Genomic DNA, 15,707 nt, shown 5'->3' on the forward strand with positions numbered 1-15,707 from the left:
GCCCTTCGATTGTCCTTGAAGTGACCATGAGCGAACTCCTCCCAAAGCTCGGAGAAGAAGCTAGCGTTGGTTTTGAGGTACGTAAAGCAAATTTCGCTTGTCTGTTAGAATACACTGAAATGTGAGGGCCGTCCGGTGGACGGGGAGCCCGCAAAACGCCTCACTATGCAGGGGAACGCTGGAAGCCTTTCATGAGGCGATGTACCGCTTCGGCGCCGTCGCTGGCCAGATCGAATCGTTTGCCGAACAGCAGCCAGTCGGAGCACATGCCCTTCAAAAGCCAGTAAAGCGCGCCAAGCGCGGATTCCGCGGTCCAGTTGTCGTTAAACGCGCCTTCCGCCTGCGCCCGCTCGAAAGCCGCCTCCAGCCGCTCCTTGTGGTATCGATCCAGCTCCTCCTGCGCATGAAGCACGGGCGCGAACTCATCGGAATAATTGGTACGAAGACTGATCGTCATGATGCGCTGGCGCTGTTCGTCGCCCGCCAGGAGCGCCAGCCATTTGCAGGCCGCTTCTTCTATCCTGGAGAGCAGCGCCGCACCCTTGAGGTCGGGATCGCCGAAATCGAGCAGATCGGATTCCGGCAGCGCCACCGATTGGTAAAGGCCGATGAAGAGATCGGTCTTGCTGGAAAAATGCCAGTATATCGCCCCGCGTGTGACCCCGGCCGCGGCCGCCACCTCGTCAAGCGAGCTGTTGGCAACGCCCTTCTTGAAGAACACCCGCTCGGCAGCGGCAAGGATCGCCTGACGCGTCTCTTCTGCCTCGGCCTTGGTACGGCGCATTCCGTTATCTCCTTCCACTGCCGGCACGGCGCTTCCGCACCGTGCCTTTCCTCAATACCGGAGCGTCATGACATGACGGTATCCCGGCTTTCCCTCGATGTTATTCCGCCGGTGAAACGGCGTCAGCAGCAATCTCGTTCTCCTTCTTCCGATCCCCGAAAATCTTCATGACGAAAACAAAGAACACGGGAACGAAGAAGATCGCGAGGATCGTCGCCGAGATCATGCCGCCGAGAACACCGGTACCGATGGCATTCTGGCTCGCGGCGCTCGCGCCGGAGGCGATCGCCATGGGCAGCACGCCGAGCGAGAAGGCGAGCGACGTCATCAGGATCGGCCTGAAGCGCAGATGTGCCGCCTCCACCGTCGCATCATAGGTGGATTTGCCCTCTGCCCGCAAATCCTTGGCGAATTCGATGATGAGGATCGCATTTTTCGCGGAAAGGCCGATGATGGCGACGAGGCCGACGAGGAAGTAGACATCGTTCGGCATGCCGCGCAGCATCACCGCCGCCACCGAGCCGATGACCCCGAGCGGCACCACCAGCATGACGGAGAGCGGAATTGACCAGCTTTCGTAAAGCGCTGCGAGCAGCAGGAAGACGAACAGCACGCTGAGACCGATGAGCGCCGGTGCCTGCGAACCCGACTGGATTTCCTGCAGTGACTGGCCGGTCCATTCGAAACCGAAACCGCCGGGCAATTCGCGCGCCAGACGTTCCATTTCGGCAATGGCATCACCGGAGGAGTAGCCCGGCGCCGCCTGGCCACCGATACGGATCGCCGGATAGCCGTTATAACCGACCACCTGAGAAGGACCGCGCACCCATTCCACCGAGGCGAAAGAGCTGATCGGCACCATGCCGCCATTGGCGTTGCGGACGTTGAGGTTCAGAAGATCCTCGGTCTTCATGCGCTGGCCCTGTTCGGCCTGCACCGTCACGCGCTGCATACGGCCGGCATTGGGGAAGTCGTTGACGTAGGACGAACCCATATTGGCCGAGATGGTGGCGTTGATATCGCTGAAAGTCACGCCGAATGTGTTTGCCTTCTCACGGTCGATGACGAGATTGACCTGCGCCGCATCCGGCATGCCTTCGATGCGAAGGCCGGCAAGGATGGGGCTCTGCCGCGCCGCGGCCATCAGCTGCGCGCCGGCGGCGCTCAGCGCCGTCTGGCCCGCTCCGGACCTGTCCTGCAGGCGGAAGGTAAAGCCGCTGGAGTTGCCGAGACCCTGAATGGGCGGCGGCGACAGCGCGAAGGACATTGCGTCCGGCAGGCCCCAGAGTTTGCCATTGATCCGGGCTGAGATGGCCGCTGCAGAATCCTCCGGTCCACGTTCGCTCCAGTCCTTCAGCGTCGCGAAGGCGAGGCCGGCATTCTGGCCGGAACCGGAGAAGGAGAAGCCCGACACGGCGATGACGCGTTCAACCGCCGGCTCTTCCAGGAAGATCTTTTCGATCTGCTGGATGGACTGCAGGGTGCGGTCGCTGCTGGCTTCCGCAGGCGCCTGGATGTCCACGATCAGGTAGCCCTGGTCTTCGTTCGGCAGGAACGAGCTCGGCAATTGCATATAGGCCCAGCCGAGACCGGCCAGCAGCGCCGCATAGATCACCATGAAGCGGCCGGAGCGCTTGATGATGCCGCCGACCGAAGACGAATATTTGTGCGACGCCTTGTCGAAGTTGCGGTTGAACCAGCCGAAGAAGCCCTTCTTTTCATGATGCCCGGCCTTGATGGGCTTCAGGAAAGAAGCGCACAGCGCCGGCGTCAGCGACAGGGCCAGGAAGCCGGAGAACAGGATCGACACCACCATGGTCAGGCTGAACTGCTGGTAGATGATGCCGACGGCGCCGGGGAAGAAGGCCATGGGCACGAACACGGCCGTCAGCACCAGCGTGATGCCGATGATCGCGCCGGAAATCTGGCCCATTGCCTTGCGGGTCGCCTCCTTCGGCGACAGATGCTCTTCCGCCATGATGCGCTCGACATTCTCAACGACGACGATCGCGTCATCCACCAGAATGCCGATGGCGAGAACCATGGCGAACATGGTCAGAACGTTGATCGAGAAACCCGAGACATACATGATTGCGCAGGTGCCGAGCAGCGCCACGGGCACCACCAATGTCGGAATGATGGTGTAGCGGATGTTCTGGAGAAACACGAACATCACCACGAAGACGAGGATGATGGCCTCGATCAGCGTGTGAATGACCTTCTCGATCGAAATCTTGACGAAGGGGCTGGTATCATAGGGAATTTCATACTCTATGCCCTGCGGGAAATAGCGCGACAGCTCCTCCATCGTGGCGCGTACGCCCTCCGATGTCTGCAGCGCATTGCCGGTCGGCGACAGCTGCACGCCGATGGCGGCGCTCGGCTTGCCGTTCAGGCGGCTTGAGAAGTTATAGCTTTCGCCGCCCACTTCCACTCGCGCGACATCGCGCAGCCTGACGGAAGAACCATCCGGGTTGGCGCGCAGCACGATGGAGCCGAACTCTTCCGGCGATGTGAGCTGACCCTGCACGTTGACGGTCGCGGAAATCTGCTGGCCAATCGGGTTTGGCGATGCACCGATGCGGCCGGCGGCGACCTGCGAGTTCTGCGCCTGGATGGCGCCGATGACGTCGCTCGACGTCAGGCTGAGGCCCAGCATCTTGTCCGGATCCATCCAGATGCGCATGGAGCGCTGGGTGGCAAAGAGCTGCGCGCTGCCGACGCCGGGAACGCGGCGCAATTCGCCGAGCACGTTGCGGCTGAGATAATCGCCGAGACCGATGGCATCGGTATTGCCGTCGACGGAGGTGAGCGCCACCATCATCAGAAACGAGGTGCCTGCCTGTTCCACGCGCAGGCCCTGCTGCGTCACTGCCTGCGGCAGGCGTGGCTCCACGCGTGCGATGCGGTTTTGAACTTCGACCTGCGCCTCACCGATATTGGTGCCTGGTTCAAACGTGACGTTGATCGAAATGCGGCCGGAAGCCTCCGATGTCGACTCGAAATAGATCAGGCCGGGAACACCGTTCAGTTCCTCTTCTATCGGGCGCGTGACGCTCTGGTAGATATCTTCCGGCGCAGCGCCGGGATAGGTCGTGGAGACCGAAATCTGCGGCGGCGCCACATTCGGATATTGCGCAATAGGCAGCATGGGAATGGCGAGCAGGCCCGCCAGCATGATGAAGATGGCGACGACCCAGGCAAAAATGGGCCGATCGATGAAAAAACGTGCCATGAAATCGGTCCTTATTGCTTCTGGGCCGGAGCCGCGCTCTCGCTACCTGCGGCAGCGGCGACATCGGCCTCGTCGGACCAGGGTTCAGGCTTCACCTTGGCTCCCGGGGCGGTCTTCTGGAAGCCTTCGGCAACAACGCGGTCGCCATCCTTCAGCCCTTCCGAAATCACCCAGCGGTCACCGATGGAACGGCCGACGCTGACGCGCCGCTGCTCGACCGTATCTTCGGCGTTGACGACAAGCACGCTCGCCTGACCGCCGGCATCGCGCTGAACCGCCTGCTGCGGCACCGCGAATGCGGCCTTCTGAATGCCCTGCTGGATCTGCACGCGGACATACATGCCCGGCAGCAGATCGCCGTTCGGGTTGGGAAATTCGCCGCGCAGCGTTACCTGGCCGGTGGTCTCATCCACCGCCGCCTCCGAAAACAGCAGACGGCCGGGCTGCGGGTAACGGCTGCCGTCATCGAAGAGCAGATTGACTTCGGCTTCATTCGGGCCGGTCATCAGCTTGCCGTCCTGAAGCGCCTTGCGCAGACGAATGAGATCGGCCGCCGGCTGGGTGAAGTCGGCATAGATCGGATCAAGCTGCTGGATCGTCGCCAGGTTTTCAGAGCCGGTCGCGCTGACGAGCGCGCCTTCCGTAATACGCGCGCGGCCGATCCGGCCGCTGATCGGGGCTTTAACATCGGCATATTGAAGATTGAGCTTCGCTTCCGCCAGGCCTGCCTCAGCCACCGCCACCTCGGCATCGGCCTGCGCCAGCTGGGCGATGGCGTTGTCGAATTCCTGCTGCGAACCAACGTTGGAACGGCGCAGCTGCTGCTGCCTGTCGGCCGTCTGGCGCGCCTGAAGCTGCGCGGCCTGCGCCCGGCGCAACGTGCCCTCGGCGCTGTCGACGCGCACCTGGAACGGGGCGGGATCGATGCGGTAGAGGACATCGCCTTCCTTCACCAGCGAACCCTGCTCGAACACGCGCTCAACGATGATGCCGGAGACACGCGGGCGCACTTCGGCAAGTCGCGTCGGTGCAATGCGGCCCGGCAGGTCGTTGGTTATCGGCAGCTCTTCCTGCTTCACGGTCACGACCTTGACTGCACCAGGCGGCGGCGCGCCGGGGGCAGACGCCTGCTCGTCGCTACATCCGACCACAACGATGCCCGCCAACAACACCGCCACGATCTGCCCCAGTCTTTTCGCCATTCTGCGCTCCGAATCCATGAAAAAGGTCACATTTACATACATACTAAGACGTATGTAAATTTCTGACAATAGAATTGTTGCAGCGCAAAACCGGCCTCACGCGCTTGTGAAGCCGCGCGAGACGGCGTGGAAACACGGCCTGCATTCGCAAGAGCATCGGGAAACGGAAGGGGGCTGGGACCCACGACGGCGCGGGTCCCACCTTGGGCCTTATGGCCGGAAGATCAGAAATAATTGCGCGAGCGAGGGTCGATGACCCCTCTTACCGTCAGGACAAACGCTTCAGCGAGCTGGCTTCCGGCTGGGGGCCGGCATTGGTCTTGTCGTTATTGTCGGCAGACCTGTTACGCAGCGCCGCGTAATAGGCATTTTTCTGCTCGTACATATTCATATCGGCGCGGCGCACCAACGATTCCATCGTCTCGCCTGCCTCGCTGGTCGCCACACCCAACGACAGGCTGAGCGGTGCGCTGGAATAGAACTGATTGTTGATCTTCAGCAGCTCATAAACGGTTTCGACCATGGCGGCGGCCACCTGCTTGTCGGCGCCGGGAAGAAGAATGGCGAATTCGTCGCCGCCGATGCGGGCTGCGTGGTTCGGCGCGGTCACCACGCCGTTCAGCACCTCGCCCATGCGTCGCAACAGGGCGTCGCCGGCATCGTGCCCAAGCTTGTCATTCGCGTCCTTCAGGCCGTTGAGATCGATCACGATCGCCGATACGGGCCGCAACGCGCTGCGCTCCAGCCTGTTCAACTCGTCGGAATAGAAGGCGCGGTTGTGCAGCTTGGTCAGCACATCGTGCTTGCCGAGATATTCGAGGTAGGCTTCGGCTTTCTTGCGCGCGGTAATATCCGTCAACGCCACCTGCACCAGAGACCAGTCCCGCTCATACCCGGGAAAAACCGAAAAATGCAAAAGCAGATGCCGCTCGGAACCGTCCAGCGCGTAGTTCACCACCTCGCGGTGATGGCTGAGATTACCGTTCCAGAGTTCCATCAGCTGTTCGCGGAACGGCTTTTCCATCTCGTCGCGGAAAATATCGCCTAGCCGCTGCAGCAGAACCTGCCGGTCCGGCGCACAGAACAGGTCGAGCGTCGCGCGATTGACGTCGATGACGCGGATTTCGCTCATGCATTGCCGCACGAATTCCGGATGCACATCCATGAAGACCCGGAAATCGATGATGCCGCGCTCCCTGACCTCCTCGATCAGGCGCCTTACCCGGCTGAAATCCTCCACCCACAGGGACACAGGCGAATGTTTGAACATGCCCTCGGCATAACGGCGGTTGAGCAGCTCCTTGCGGCGGGCCTCCTCCCGCTCCGTCACATCCTCGGTGGTCAGAAGCAGCCGGTCGAGCGTGTCCTCGTGGCCGGGTATCACCGCGCCGCGCAACTGAATGTCCAGCCGCTTGCCACCGATCGAATAATTGACAGCATTGCTGGTGAATTCCGTCTTGCCGGCCCAGAGTTCGGAAAGCTCGTTCACATGGCTCTCTAGCATGTCATCGCGAAAGATGCGGTGCAGATTGTCGACGAGATGGTTCTGGTCGTGGGCCTCGAACAGTTCCAGCGTCCTGGCGTTGACCTGGATGACGCGGATCTTCTGCGAACAGGCCGCCACCCTTGTCAGATCGTCCAGAAGAAACGCCCTGAGATCCTCTACGCCCTCCGCCCGCCAGATATCGAACTGGCGCTTTACCTCGCTGAAATCCTCGATCCACATCGCCACGGGCGCAAGATTGAAGACATTGGCATCGATCGTCTCAGTCATACGGGCAAGTCTTCTCAAGGGTAGGTGCAGGCGGATCACCAAACGGAGCGGCGCAGCACTAGCCGCCGCCTACGGGAATTTATTAGGGATATTCGATCCAAAGCAAGCATTTATCGCGCAAACCGCCGGATTGCGCGACAATTCATGGTTTTTGCAGACCGCAGGCCCGTTACCAGAGCTTCACGTGTCGGTTTACATCCTTATAGAGCAGATAGCGGAATCGGCCCGGCCCGCCCGCATAACACGCCTGCGGGCAATAGGCGCGCAGCCACATGAAGTCGCCGGCCTGCACCTCCACCCAGTCCTCGTTCAGCCGGTACACGGCCTTGCCTTCGAGAACATAAAGGCCGTGTTCCATGACATGGGTTTCCATGAAGGGAATGGTCGCGCCCGGCTCGAAGGTGACGATGTTGAGATGCATGTCGTAACGCACGTCATCAGGATCGATGAAACGGGTCGTCGCCCATTTGCCGTCGGTGTCCGGCATTGCCGAAAGGGCGGTCTCGTCTTCATGGGTGAAGATCGCCGGCGGCGGCTCCAGCCCGTCTACGGCCTGAAACGTCTTTCGCACCCAGTGGAATTTGACCGGCGCCTTGCCCGAGTTACGAACCTGCCAGCGGCTGCCGGCCGGAAGGAAAGCGAAGGAGCCCTCCCGCAACTCATGCCGGGCGCCCTCGAATTCCACGGTCATCTCGCCGTCGACGACGAAGATCGCCGCCTGCGCCCTTGCGTCCGGCTCCGGCCGGTCGCTGCCGCCGCCGGGCTGCACTTCAACGATATATTGCGCGAAAGTCTCGGAAAAGCCGGTCATCGGCCGGGCGATGATCCAGGCACGCGTGCCGGTCCAGTGGGGCAGCACGCTTGTCACGATATCGGACATCACGGTCTTGGGGATGACAGCATAGGCGGTCTTGAATACAGCCTTGCTCGACAGGAGTTCCGTCTGCCCGGGCAGACCGCCCATATCCGAATAATATCTCTTCATTTCAGCCAATCCATTCTGCAATGCATTCGGCGCGGATTCTTAGGCCCGCGACGAGGTTTAAGCAAATGGTTATTGGCAGGAAGACGGGTCGAAGGATGTCATGCCTTCTTACGCATCGTCGCGTAGACGATATTGTGGTTCTCGCCGAAGAACACCTCAGCCTCGATGCTGTCCGGATCGGCGCTGGCATTGACGATCCGCCACATATCCGCCTTCGAGCGCAACAGCAGCGCCCAGTTCATGAAGGTTTCCATGTAGCCGTCCACAACGATATCCTCGGAGAAGTTGGCGAAAAGGAACATGCCGCCGGGTTTCAGCATCTCCATGCAGCGCCGCGTGAGTTTGATCGCCACGCGGTCGTTCAGGTAGTCGTATAGACCGGCTGCGTATATCAGATCGAAAGTGCCGAGCTCCTGCGTGCGCAGGACGATATCGCGCACCGAGCCGTCGATCGCCTCGATGCAGGTGCCGGCGAAATCGCGGGCAACGGAACCGACGCTCAAGGGGTCCTGATCGAGCGCCACCCAGCGCCGCAGCCTGCCCTCCTTCAGCGCCGCGGAAGCGTCCGCCTCGCGCAGATGTCCGGACGCTATGGTGAGGATTTCGGTATCTTCACCGTGCCGGGCCGCCGCTTCGTCGACAAAGCGCGTCAGCAGATCCCGTCGCTCGCGCACCGCCACGGAAGAACTGGCGTCCTTCGTATAGTCGTAAAGATCACGCCCCAGCGGCGTCGCATTCTTCACCAGACCGGCAACGCTTTCGTGGCCATAGATAAAATCCAGCAATTGCGCATCGCCGGAATAACCCCGCGGCTTGTCGAACGACCAGCGCGTGAACGGATCCTGCAGAAAACGCTCCGACACGGGGTGATTCTGTATGATGGGGATCAGTTCAGCCCACACGCTTGAGTGGAGTTTTTCTCGCAACCCATGCAGCGCCCCCGCCGTTCGATGTATTATGTCATGTGCTGAAATACCATTATCGAACTGCTGCTGTGCCAATTCGAGAATGATGGCAATTTCTGCTTTTGCAACTGCGAACTGCTCATCGAACGTTTTCGTTTTGCGTGCAAAAATCTCTTTTGCAACAGTATCCGGGGTGATCAGACTTGCCCCATCCAGATTTTTCTTCTTTACCCGCACCACTTCAGCCTCCAGTGTTAACGCATTGTTAACTATACGTTTCTGGGACACCGAAGGCCACTCGATTTCGATTTTTGCGCGGTGTAGGGATAGATTAGTAAATTAGCGTATTTTTTTGGTCACACTCTCGGGTGGCGGCTGGGAGGATAGGCGGTTTAGTGAAACTTAATGTTGCGAACGTATGATGCGTTCTTCCTTTCCATGGTCTCAATCCGCTTTGGCAGAGATCGACAGGAACCCGAACTGGGTGCGACAGCACACGGAAAAGTGGAATAAGCAGTTACTTAATAAGTATACGCAACACTATGGGAAAGTGCATGAAGCACACATTGGGAGAGGTGAGTGGACAGCAAGACTATCGGCGGCCGGACTCCCGGTTTTCTGATGAACTTCTTGCCCTTTACCAGCAGGAAGGCGAACGCAGCCGCCGGGGTTCTATCCGTCGGGGCCTGTGGACGGCTGTCTTCATTTATCTTCTGTTTGCCGCTTCAGACATCGTTCTGATACCCGACGTCGCGTTTTACACCATTGTCGCACGTTTCGCGGTCGCCGTATCAGCGCTGCTGACACTGGAAATCCAGGTACGCCGGGGAGCCAGCACCGCAGCGCTCGACCTCACCTGTGCGACCGCCCTCGTCATGGGTTATATCGGCTGGCTGTTGCCATCGCTGCTGACCGACAATATCGAAAACATGTCCTATTACATGGTTTTCGGGGCGATCTTCATGATGGGCGCCAATCTGTTTTTCACTTTCAGATTCCATCTGTCGCTGGTGTCATCGGGCATCATTCTCGTCACCTATTTTCTGGCGGCGACGCAGTTTCCTGAAGACGCTTTCTACAAATTCGCTTTCGGCACCTTCTATATCTCCTGCTTCGTCTTCACGTCTTATGTGAACTGGAACCTGAACAGGGAACGCTACCATGTCTTCGTCAACGGGCTGGAAGCGAAGGCCCAGCAGAAGGCGGCGGATGAGCGTGGCCAGGCGCTGCTGCGTCTTTCCAACACCGATTCCCTGACCGGGCTGCAGAACCGCCGCGCCATCGATCACCATCTGCGCCTGTTGTGGGATAACTGGATGAAGAAGGAAGAAGGTTTTTCCGTATTCCTGATCGATGTCGATTTCTTCAAGAAATACAACGACCGTTATGGCCACCAGGAAGGCGACAAGTGTCTCGTGACCGTGGGTAATGCCTTGCAGGATGCAATCATCCAGCACGGCGCCTCGATCGGCCGTTATGGTGGCGAAGAATTCATCGTGCTGGCGCCATTCAAGTCCAAACAGCAGGTTGGCGAGCTTGCCGAAACGATCCGCCATACCGTGGAAAGCCTGTCCCTCGCACATGACCAGCGCCGCGACGGCACCTTCATCGTCACTGTCAGCATCGGCGCCTCCTTCACCCGCCCCAATCCGGACGGCAAGCTGGAGAAGATCATCAACGAGGCCGATCGCGCGCTTTACATCGCCAAGGGCAATGGCCGCAATTGCATGAAGCTGTTTGATCCCGACGATCCGCAGACCAGCGACGAAACGGAAAACATCGCCGCTCTTCTGAAGATCGCAGTTTCGGAGAACCTTGTTTCCCTTGTCTACCAGCCGATCTTGAACATCTCGACCAATGAAACGACAGGCGTCGAGGCGCTGATGCGACTTCGCCTGCTGGATGGCAATTCCGTCGCCCCCAGCATCTTCATCCCGATCGCCGAGCGTACCGGCACGATCATGGAACTGGGCCTGTGGACCATCAAGACGGTCTGCAAGCACATATTGGCCGATGACAGGGTTGATGTCGTCAGCGTCAATGTGTCACCCATGCAATTGAAGAACCCTGGGTTCGCCACGTCCGTCGCGGCCATTCTCGTGGAAGCCGGTATTGCCGGCAACAGGCTCGCCTTCGAAATCACCGAAGGCCTGGACATGGAAATGCATTCGGATGTGCTGCGTTGCCTGAACGACCTGAAGACGCTTGGCATCAAAATCTGGCTGGATGATTTCGGAACGGGTTTCGCCGGCCTGTCATGGCTGCGCATGACGGATTTCGATACCGTCAAGATTGATCGTTCCTTCCTGCATGACAGCAAGACCCCACGCGGACGGGCGATGCTGCAGGACATGATCCGCCTCATTCGCAATCGCGGCCATAAAATTTTGATCGAAGGCGTGGAAACCGAGGAACAGCTGAGGCTCGTGCGCCAGATGGAAATCGATTACGCGCAGGGCTATTACATCGGCCGTCCGGTCGTGGCGGAAAGGCTGGGACCCGCAAAAGCACCCTATCCGCGCCCCAGCATGCTTCTTCGCCCCGCCTGAGCGGGCGCTGCGACAATCGTGGAAGCTTAGTGATAAGCGGGCGGGCTGACCGAAAACCTTGCCGCCATTTCCGAAAAGGCCGCGCGTGTGACCGGATCGACCGGCGCCCCTTCCCTTTCCCGCTTCGCCGCCACCGCCCATTCGCGATCGCCAGGCGCCATGACCTTGCAATCCTCGCGAACGGGGGACCCCCGCAGCACTTCGAGATAGCGCTTCATGCCCTCGTCAAACGCGTCGCGCTCAAGGAAGGCTTCCGGTTTCAGCGCCAGAACGAAGGCACCAAGCCCGCGCGGCGTGGAGAAATCCGGCCCGCCCATCGGGGCGATATCGAAGCTCAGCTTCATGCCGGTCAGAACCGCACTGAAAATCTCCACCATTCCCGCCAGCGCCGCACCCTTGAAGCCGAATTCGCCGCCGACGGGGGCAAGCATTTCCGCTGCATTCGGATCCCTTGTATCGACGCCGTCACCATCCGAGGCAACGCCCGCAGGCAATTGCTGTCCGAGGCTGCGGTAAAGCAGCACGCGATTATAGGGCACCGCGCTGGTCGCCATGTCCAGCAGCCACGGCAGGTCATCCGCTGCAGGAACGCCGACGGCAATCGGGTTGGTGCCGTGAAAGCGCATGGCGCCATCATGCAGGCGCACGAAACTGTCCGAATTGCAGAATGCCAGGCCGATATAGCCCTGCCGGGCCGCCTCCAGCGCATAAGCCCCAGCCGGTCCGAAATGCGAGGAATTCCTGATCGCCACCGCGCCGATGCCAAATTTTTCCGCGAGCGCCATGGCGTTTTCCATGGCCGCATAGGTGGCGCGGGCGCCGTGGGCGTTGTCCGCATCCACCGTCTCCACCGCGCCGAAGCCGGAAACGCGGCTGATCTGCGGCCGCGGATTGAGACGCCCGCCTTCAAGTGCGGTGACATAATGAGCGAGCAGGCGCACACCGTGGCTGTCAACGCCAAGCCGCGTACCATGCATCATGGCGCGGGTCGCCGCATCGGCCGTTTCGTCATCCGTACCGGCAGCGAGGAAAACGGCGCGGCAGAACCGATCCAGCTCATCCAGCCTCGCCAGAGCAGGGACGTTTTCATTGCTGTGCGACATGCGGGGAACCCTCCCGATTCCAGAATCCATGCCGCACAGGCTATTCATGGGATAGGTTTTTGCAATCGAATATCACGTGGAAAACATCGATCGGCGCGGCGGCGGCGGAAAGCGGCCTATTTGCGCGGCGGGGCGATACTGCCCCTCAGCACCAGCCGGCAACCGAGTTCCAGCCGGTGCGCCGGCCGGGTGGGATCGGCCGCCACCAGCCGCTGCTCCAGCAGCGACAGCGCCGCCCCGCCCAGCCTGTCGGCGGGCAACTGGATGGTGCTGAGAGGCGGTGTGCTGAAGGCGGCTGGCATGATGTCATCGAAACCCAGCACCGAGACATCCTCGGGCACCCGGATACCGGCCTCCCCCAAGGCCTTCAGACAGCCGAGCGCCAGATTATCGGCGGCGCAGAAAATCGCGGTGGCGTTTCGCAGCGGTCGCTGCTCGGCAAGCAGACGGCGGATAGCCACCTCCCCCCATTCCGGTTCGTAGCTCTCGACCTCGATGACCATGTCGGCCGGAACGGCAAGGCCCGTTGCAAGGAATGCATCGTTATAGCCATCATGACGACGGCGGATCGTTGTGCGGCCCTTCCAGGTCACATGCACAATATTGCGATGCCCGAGCGACAGCAGATGCTCGATGCCGAGGCGAGCGCCGAACCGGTTCTCCGCCGTTACCGTATCGACGATCATGGCCGGATCTTCGCCATTGATCAGCACCACGGGCTTGCCAAGCGCGGAAAGCGCCTCGACCAGCTGCGGCCTGTCGTCATTCAGAACCACGACACCGTCCACATTATCTGTCCTGACGGCTTCGGCAACCGCCACGGGGTCGAGCCGGCTCGTTGCACTGACATAGGGAACGATGCGGATTCCACGCCGCTCGCATTCGCGGCGGAAGCCGTTCAACATTGTCCAGCTGACCATGTTGAGGTCGCTCTGCGGTGCCGCGTCATTGGTCATGGCCAGCAGGACGACACGCAAGGTGGCGATGGTCGCCTTCTGGCGCCGGTTTTCGAGATAACCCAGCGACCGGGCGGCTTCCAGAACCCGCTCGCGAACCTGCGTGGTGAGCGGCGCCGTGCCGTTGATCGCATGCGAAGCCGTGCTCAGCGAAACATTCGCCTCCCGCGCGACGTCCTTAAGCGTCGTTTTCCTGTCTATTTTCATAAAAGGGAATTCAACCACTCTTCTTCGGACGGCCCTGGCGGAAAGACTCACGCAATCGATCTGAAGAATAACCGCGCCGGTCTGCTGCTCTCTCGTTAGCGGAGACTACAGCATCATCCGTAAATGCGGAATTGATTTCTCCGGCTTTGGCGATCGTCCGGTTGCCGCCCGCGCTTCACCGCGGGCGGCAACGCGGTCAGAGCGCGCCGGCGATATGGTCGATGCTGGCTTTCACGGCAGCGGCCGGGTCCTTCAGGTCATGAACTTCCGTCGCAAAGGGCTCGAAGCTGTAGGGCCCCTTGTAACCGGCGGCCTCCAGCGCCCTGATCTGGGCGATATTCTCCAGCCGGTCGGCGCCATCCACCAGGACGCGGTGGGCATCCAGCATGTCGGCGACGGAGACGGCGGGGTCGGTGACGCCGGAAATGTGGACGAGACCGGTGCGTTCGGGGAAAAACGCCGTTTCGCCCGCGAGGTGATGGTGGAAGGTATCGTGCACCAGCCTGTAGACATCGCCACCGCCGGCCACATCAATGGCTCTCACCGCCTCGGTCTTGGTGCGCAGCGAGGAGACCGGGAAGCCGAGCGGTTCGACAAGACCGGTAAGGCCTCTCTCCTCAAGGATCGGCTTCATGGCCTTCAGCGCCGTCACGAGATCGTCGAAGGAAACCGCCCTGCCGTCATTGAGCGGGCACATGACCAGCGCTTTTGCACCGCTCGCCGCGGCGTAATCGGCCATGGCGACGGCGCGCTGCGGCAGGTCGCCCGACCAGACGTTGAAGGGATAAAGCGCGTTGATGGAGATGATCGTCACGCCGACCTTGTGGGCCGCCGCCTTCACCTGCGCCGGTGTCACCGTACCGACAATATCCGGCAGGTCGTTGCGGATCTCGACCTCGGTGAGGCCGAGTTCGCGCGCGGTCTGGAAGAAGTCCTCGAGCGAAAGCGCCGGGGCGGTGATGTGGTTGATGGCAAAACGCATGAAAGACCTCACTGATAAAGGGCGGGACGGGCGGGAAGCCTGATTGCGACGGCTGCTCCGTCCGTCTCCTGCGCGGCGACGCAGGCATCGGAAGTGATCGCGGCCACGTAGCCGTCCCAGGAATTGGGGCCGGAGGCTGTTCCCTTCGCCGCCGCATGGATGAAGTCCTGCAATTCGACGTCGTAGCTCGCGATGAAGCGATCCTTCCAGTCGGTGAGAATATCGTTCTGCAGCTTGGCGCCGAGCCGTGTCTGTATCGCCATCGGCTCCGGCAGGCTGGCAATGCCGTCCTCGCCGACCACCTGGCACTGTATGTCGTAACCGTAGTGGCAGTTCACGAAGATTTCGACGTCGATGATCGTGCCCCTGGCCGTTTCCAGAATAACGATCTGCGGGTCCCTCAGCTTTGCATGGCTGCGGGCGGCGGCACGTGGAAAGAGAACCCGGGCCGACACATAGTCGTCATCGAGCAGCCAGCGCAGCACGTCGATCTCATGGATCATCGTGTCGTGGATCGCCATGGGCGTCACATACTGCTCCGGAACGGTCGGGTTGCGATGGGCGGCATGGACCATGATCGGGGCGCCGATCATGGTGTCCACGGTCTTTTTCAGCGCCACGTAACCGGCGTCGTAGCGGCGCATGAAACCCACCTGCACCAGCCGTTTGCCAAGCGCCACCTCAGCATCGACGATCCGCTTCGCGCCCTCTGCCGTCGTCGCCAGCGGCTTTTCGCAGAAGCACGGCTTGCCGGCGGCGATGGCCGCCAGCACATATTGCTCATGCGTCGCGCCCCAGGAGGTGACAAGCACGGCATCCACATCAGCTGATGCGATGAGCTCCTCGCCGGTGGCGAAAATGGCGGCATCAGGGGCGATGTCTTTTTTGACCGCCTCGGCCGAGGCGCGGTTGACGTCGCTCAGCGCAACGACCTTCGCACCGCCCAGAACCTCATTGATACGTCGGGCGTGATCGCGCCCGATGGCACCGGTGCCGATGACACCAATTTTCACAGTCATCCGAAA

Annotated in this window: 11 protein-coding genes; 1 reads left to right on the forward strand and 10 read right to left on the reverse strand. The window is 60.7% G+C overall.

The window, feature by feature from the left end:
• Positions 1–163: 163 nt before the first annotated feature.
• From HQN82_RS14710 to HQN82_RS14735, 6 genes are all read right to left on the reverse strand, one after another.
• On the reverse strand, positions 164–784 hold the full coding sequence (locus HQN82_RS14710) for a TetR family transcriptional regulator (RefSeq protein WP_006700369.1): 621 nt from the start codon (positions 782–784) through the stop codon (positions 164–166).
• Positions 785–884: 100 nt separating this feature from the next.
• Positions 885–4,019 carry an efflux RND transporter permease subunit gene (locus HQN82_RS14715; RefSeq protein WP_022562699.1) on the reverse strand — a complete coding sequence of 1,045 codons (3,135 nt, stop codon included), beginning with the start codon at positions 4,017–4,019 and terminating at the stop codon, positions 885–887.
• A gap of 11 nt (positions 4,020–4,030) precedes the next feature.
• Positions 4,031–5,221: an efflux RND transporter periplasmic adaptor subunit gene (locus tag HQN82_RS14720; RefSeq protein WP_077986972.1), complete on the reverse strand. Its 1,191-nt coding sequence runs from the start codon at positions 5,219–5,221 to the stop codon at positions 4,031–4,033.
• Between the two features lie 268 nt (positions 5,222–5,489).
• On the reverse strand, positions 5,490–6,995 hold the full coding sequence (locus tag HQN82_RS14725; RefSeq protein WP_004445093.1) for a sensor domain-containing diguanylate cyclase: 1,506 nt from the start codon (positions 6,993–6,995) through the stop codon (positions 5,490–5,492).
• 169 nt (positions 6,996–7,164) lie between these two features.
• On the reverse strand, positions 7,165–7,980 hold the full coding sequence (locus tag HQN82_RS14730; protein ID WP_173615121.1) for a bifunctional allantoicase/(S)-ureidoglycine aminohydrolase: 816 nt from the start codon (positions 7,978–7,980) through the stop codon (positions 7,165–7,167).
• A 98-nt stretch (positions 7,981–8,078) separates the two neighbouring features.
• Entirely contained in the window at positions 8,079–9,125 is a 1,047-nt protein-coding gene (locus HQN82_RS14735) for a class I SAM-dependent methyltransferase (RefSeq protein WP_006700367.1), read from the reverse strand.
• Positions 9,126–9,439: 314 nt separating this feature from the next.
• Between HQN82_RS14735 and HQN82_RS14740 the strand changes: the two genes are divergently transcribed.
• A complete protein-coding gene (locus tag HQN82_RS14740; RefSeq protein ID WP_108081601.1) occupies positions 9,440–11,434 on the forward strand; it encodes a putative bifunctional diguanylate cyclase/phosphodiesterase in 1,995 nt (664 codons plus the stop codon).
• Positions 11,435–11,460: 26 nt separating this feature from the next.
• Here the strand turns inward: HQN82_RS14740 and HQN82_RS14745 are convergent, their stop codons facing one another.
• The 4 genes from HQN82_RS14745 to HQN82_RS14760 all read right to left on the reverse strand — a co-directional run bounded on the left by HQN82_RS14745 (position 11,461) and on the right by HQN82_RS14760 (position 15,701).
• On the reverse strand, positions 11,461–12,537 hold the full coding sequence (locus HQN82_RS14745) for an Ldh family oxidoreductase (protein ID WP_006700206.1): 1,077 nt from the start codon (positions 12,535–12,537) through the stop codon (positions 11,461–11,463).
• 116 nt (positions 12,538–12,653) lie between these two features.
• Positions 12,654–13,700, reverse strand: coding sequence for a LacI family DNA-binding transcriptional regulator (locus HQN82_RS14750; RefSeq protein WP_004445099.1), 1,047 nt, complete (start codon positions 13,698–13,700; stop codon positions 12,654–12,656).
• Positions 13,701–13,896: 196 nt separating this feature from the next.
• Positions 13,897–14,682 carry a TIM barrel protein gene (locus tag HQN82_RS14755; protein WP_022562704.1) on the reverse strand — a complete coding sequence of 262 codons (786 nt, stop codon included), beginning with the start codon at positions 14,680–14,682 and terminating at the stop codon, positions 13,897–13,899.
• An 8-nt stretch (positions 14,683–14,690) separates the two neighbouring features.
• Entirely contained in the window at positions 14,691–15,701 is a 1,011-nt protein-coding gene (locus tag HQN82_RS14760) for a Gfo/Idh/MocA family protein (RefSeq protein WP_064263423.1), read from the reverse strand.
• Positions 15,702–15,707: the final 6 nt, after the last annotated feature.

The organism is Agrobacterium pusense, assembly GCF_013285525.1.
In the GTDB taxonomy this organism is placed as follows: Bacteria; Pseudomonadota; Alphaproteobacteria; order Rhizobiales; family Rhizobiaceae; genus Agrobacterium; species Agrobacterium pusense.

Coding starts and splice junctions, on each gene's coding strand:
- HQN82_RS14710 (WP_006700369.1), bottom strand. CDS start 784: ATGCGCCGTACCAAGGCCGAGGCAGAAGAGACGCGTCAGGCGATCCTT.
- HQN82_RS14715 (WP_022562699.1), bottom strand. CDS start 4,019: ATGGCACGTTTTTTCATCGATCGGCCCATTTTTGCCTGGGTCGTCGCC.
- HQN82_RS14720 (WP_077986972.1), bottom strand. CDS start 5,221: ATGGCGAAAAGACTGGGGCAGATCGTGGCGGTGTTGTTGGCGGGCATC.
- HQN82_RS14725 (WP_004445093.1), bottom strand. CDS start 6,995: ATGACTGAGACGATCGATGCCAATGTCTTCAATCTTGCGCCCGTGGCG.
- HQN82_RS14730 (WP_173615121.1), bottom strand. CDS start 7,980: ATGAAGAGATATTATTCGGATATGGGCGGTCTGCCCGGGCAGACGGAA.
- HQN82_RS14740 (WP_108081601.1), top strand. CDS start 9,440: ATGAAGCACACATTGGGAGAGGTGAGTGGACAGCAAGACTATCGGCGG.
- HQN82_RS14745 (WP_006700206.1), bottom strand. CDS start 12,537: ATGTCGCACAGCAATGAAAACGTCCCTGCTCTGGCGAGGCTGGATGAG.
- HQN82_RS14750 (WP_004445099.1), bottom strand. CDS start 13,700: ATGAAAATAGACAGGAAAACGACGCTTAAGGACGTCGCGCGGGAGGCG.
- HQN82_RS14755 (WP_022562704.1), bottom strand. CDS start 14,682: ATGCGTTTTGCCATCAACCACATCACCGCCCCGGCGCTTTCGCTCGAG.
- HQN82_RS14760 (WP_064263423.1), bottom strand. CDS start 15,701: ATGACTGTGAAAATTGGTGTCATCGGCACCGGTGCCATCGGGCGCGAT.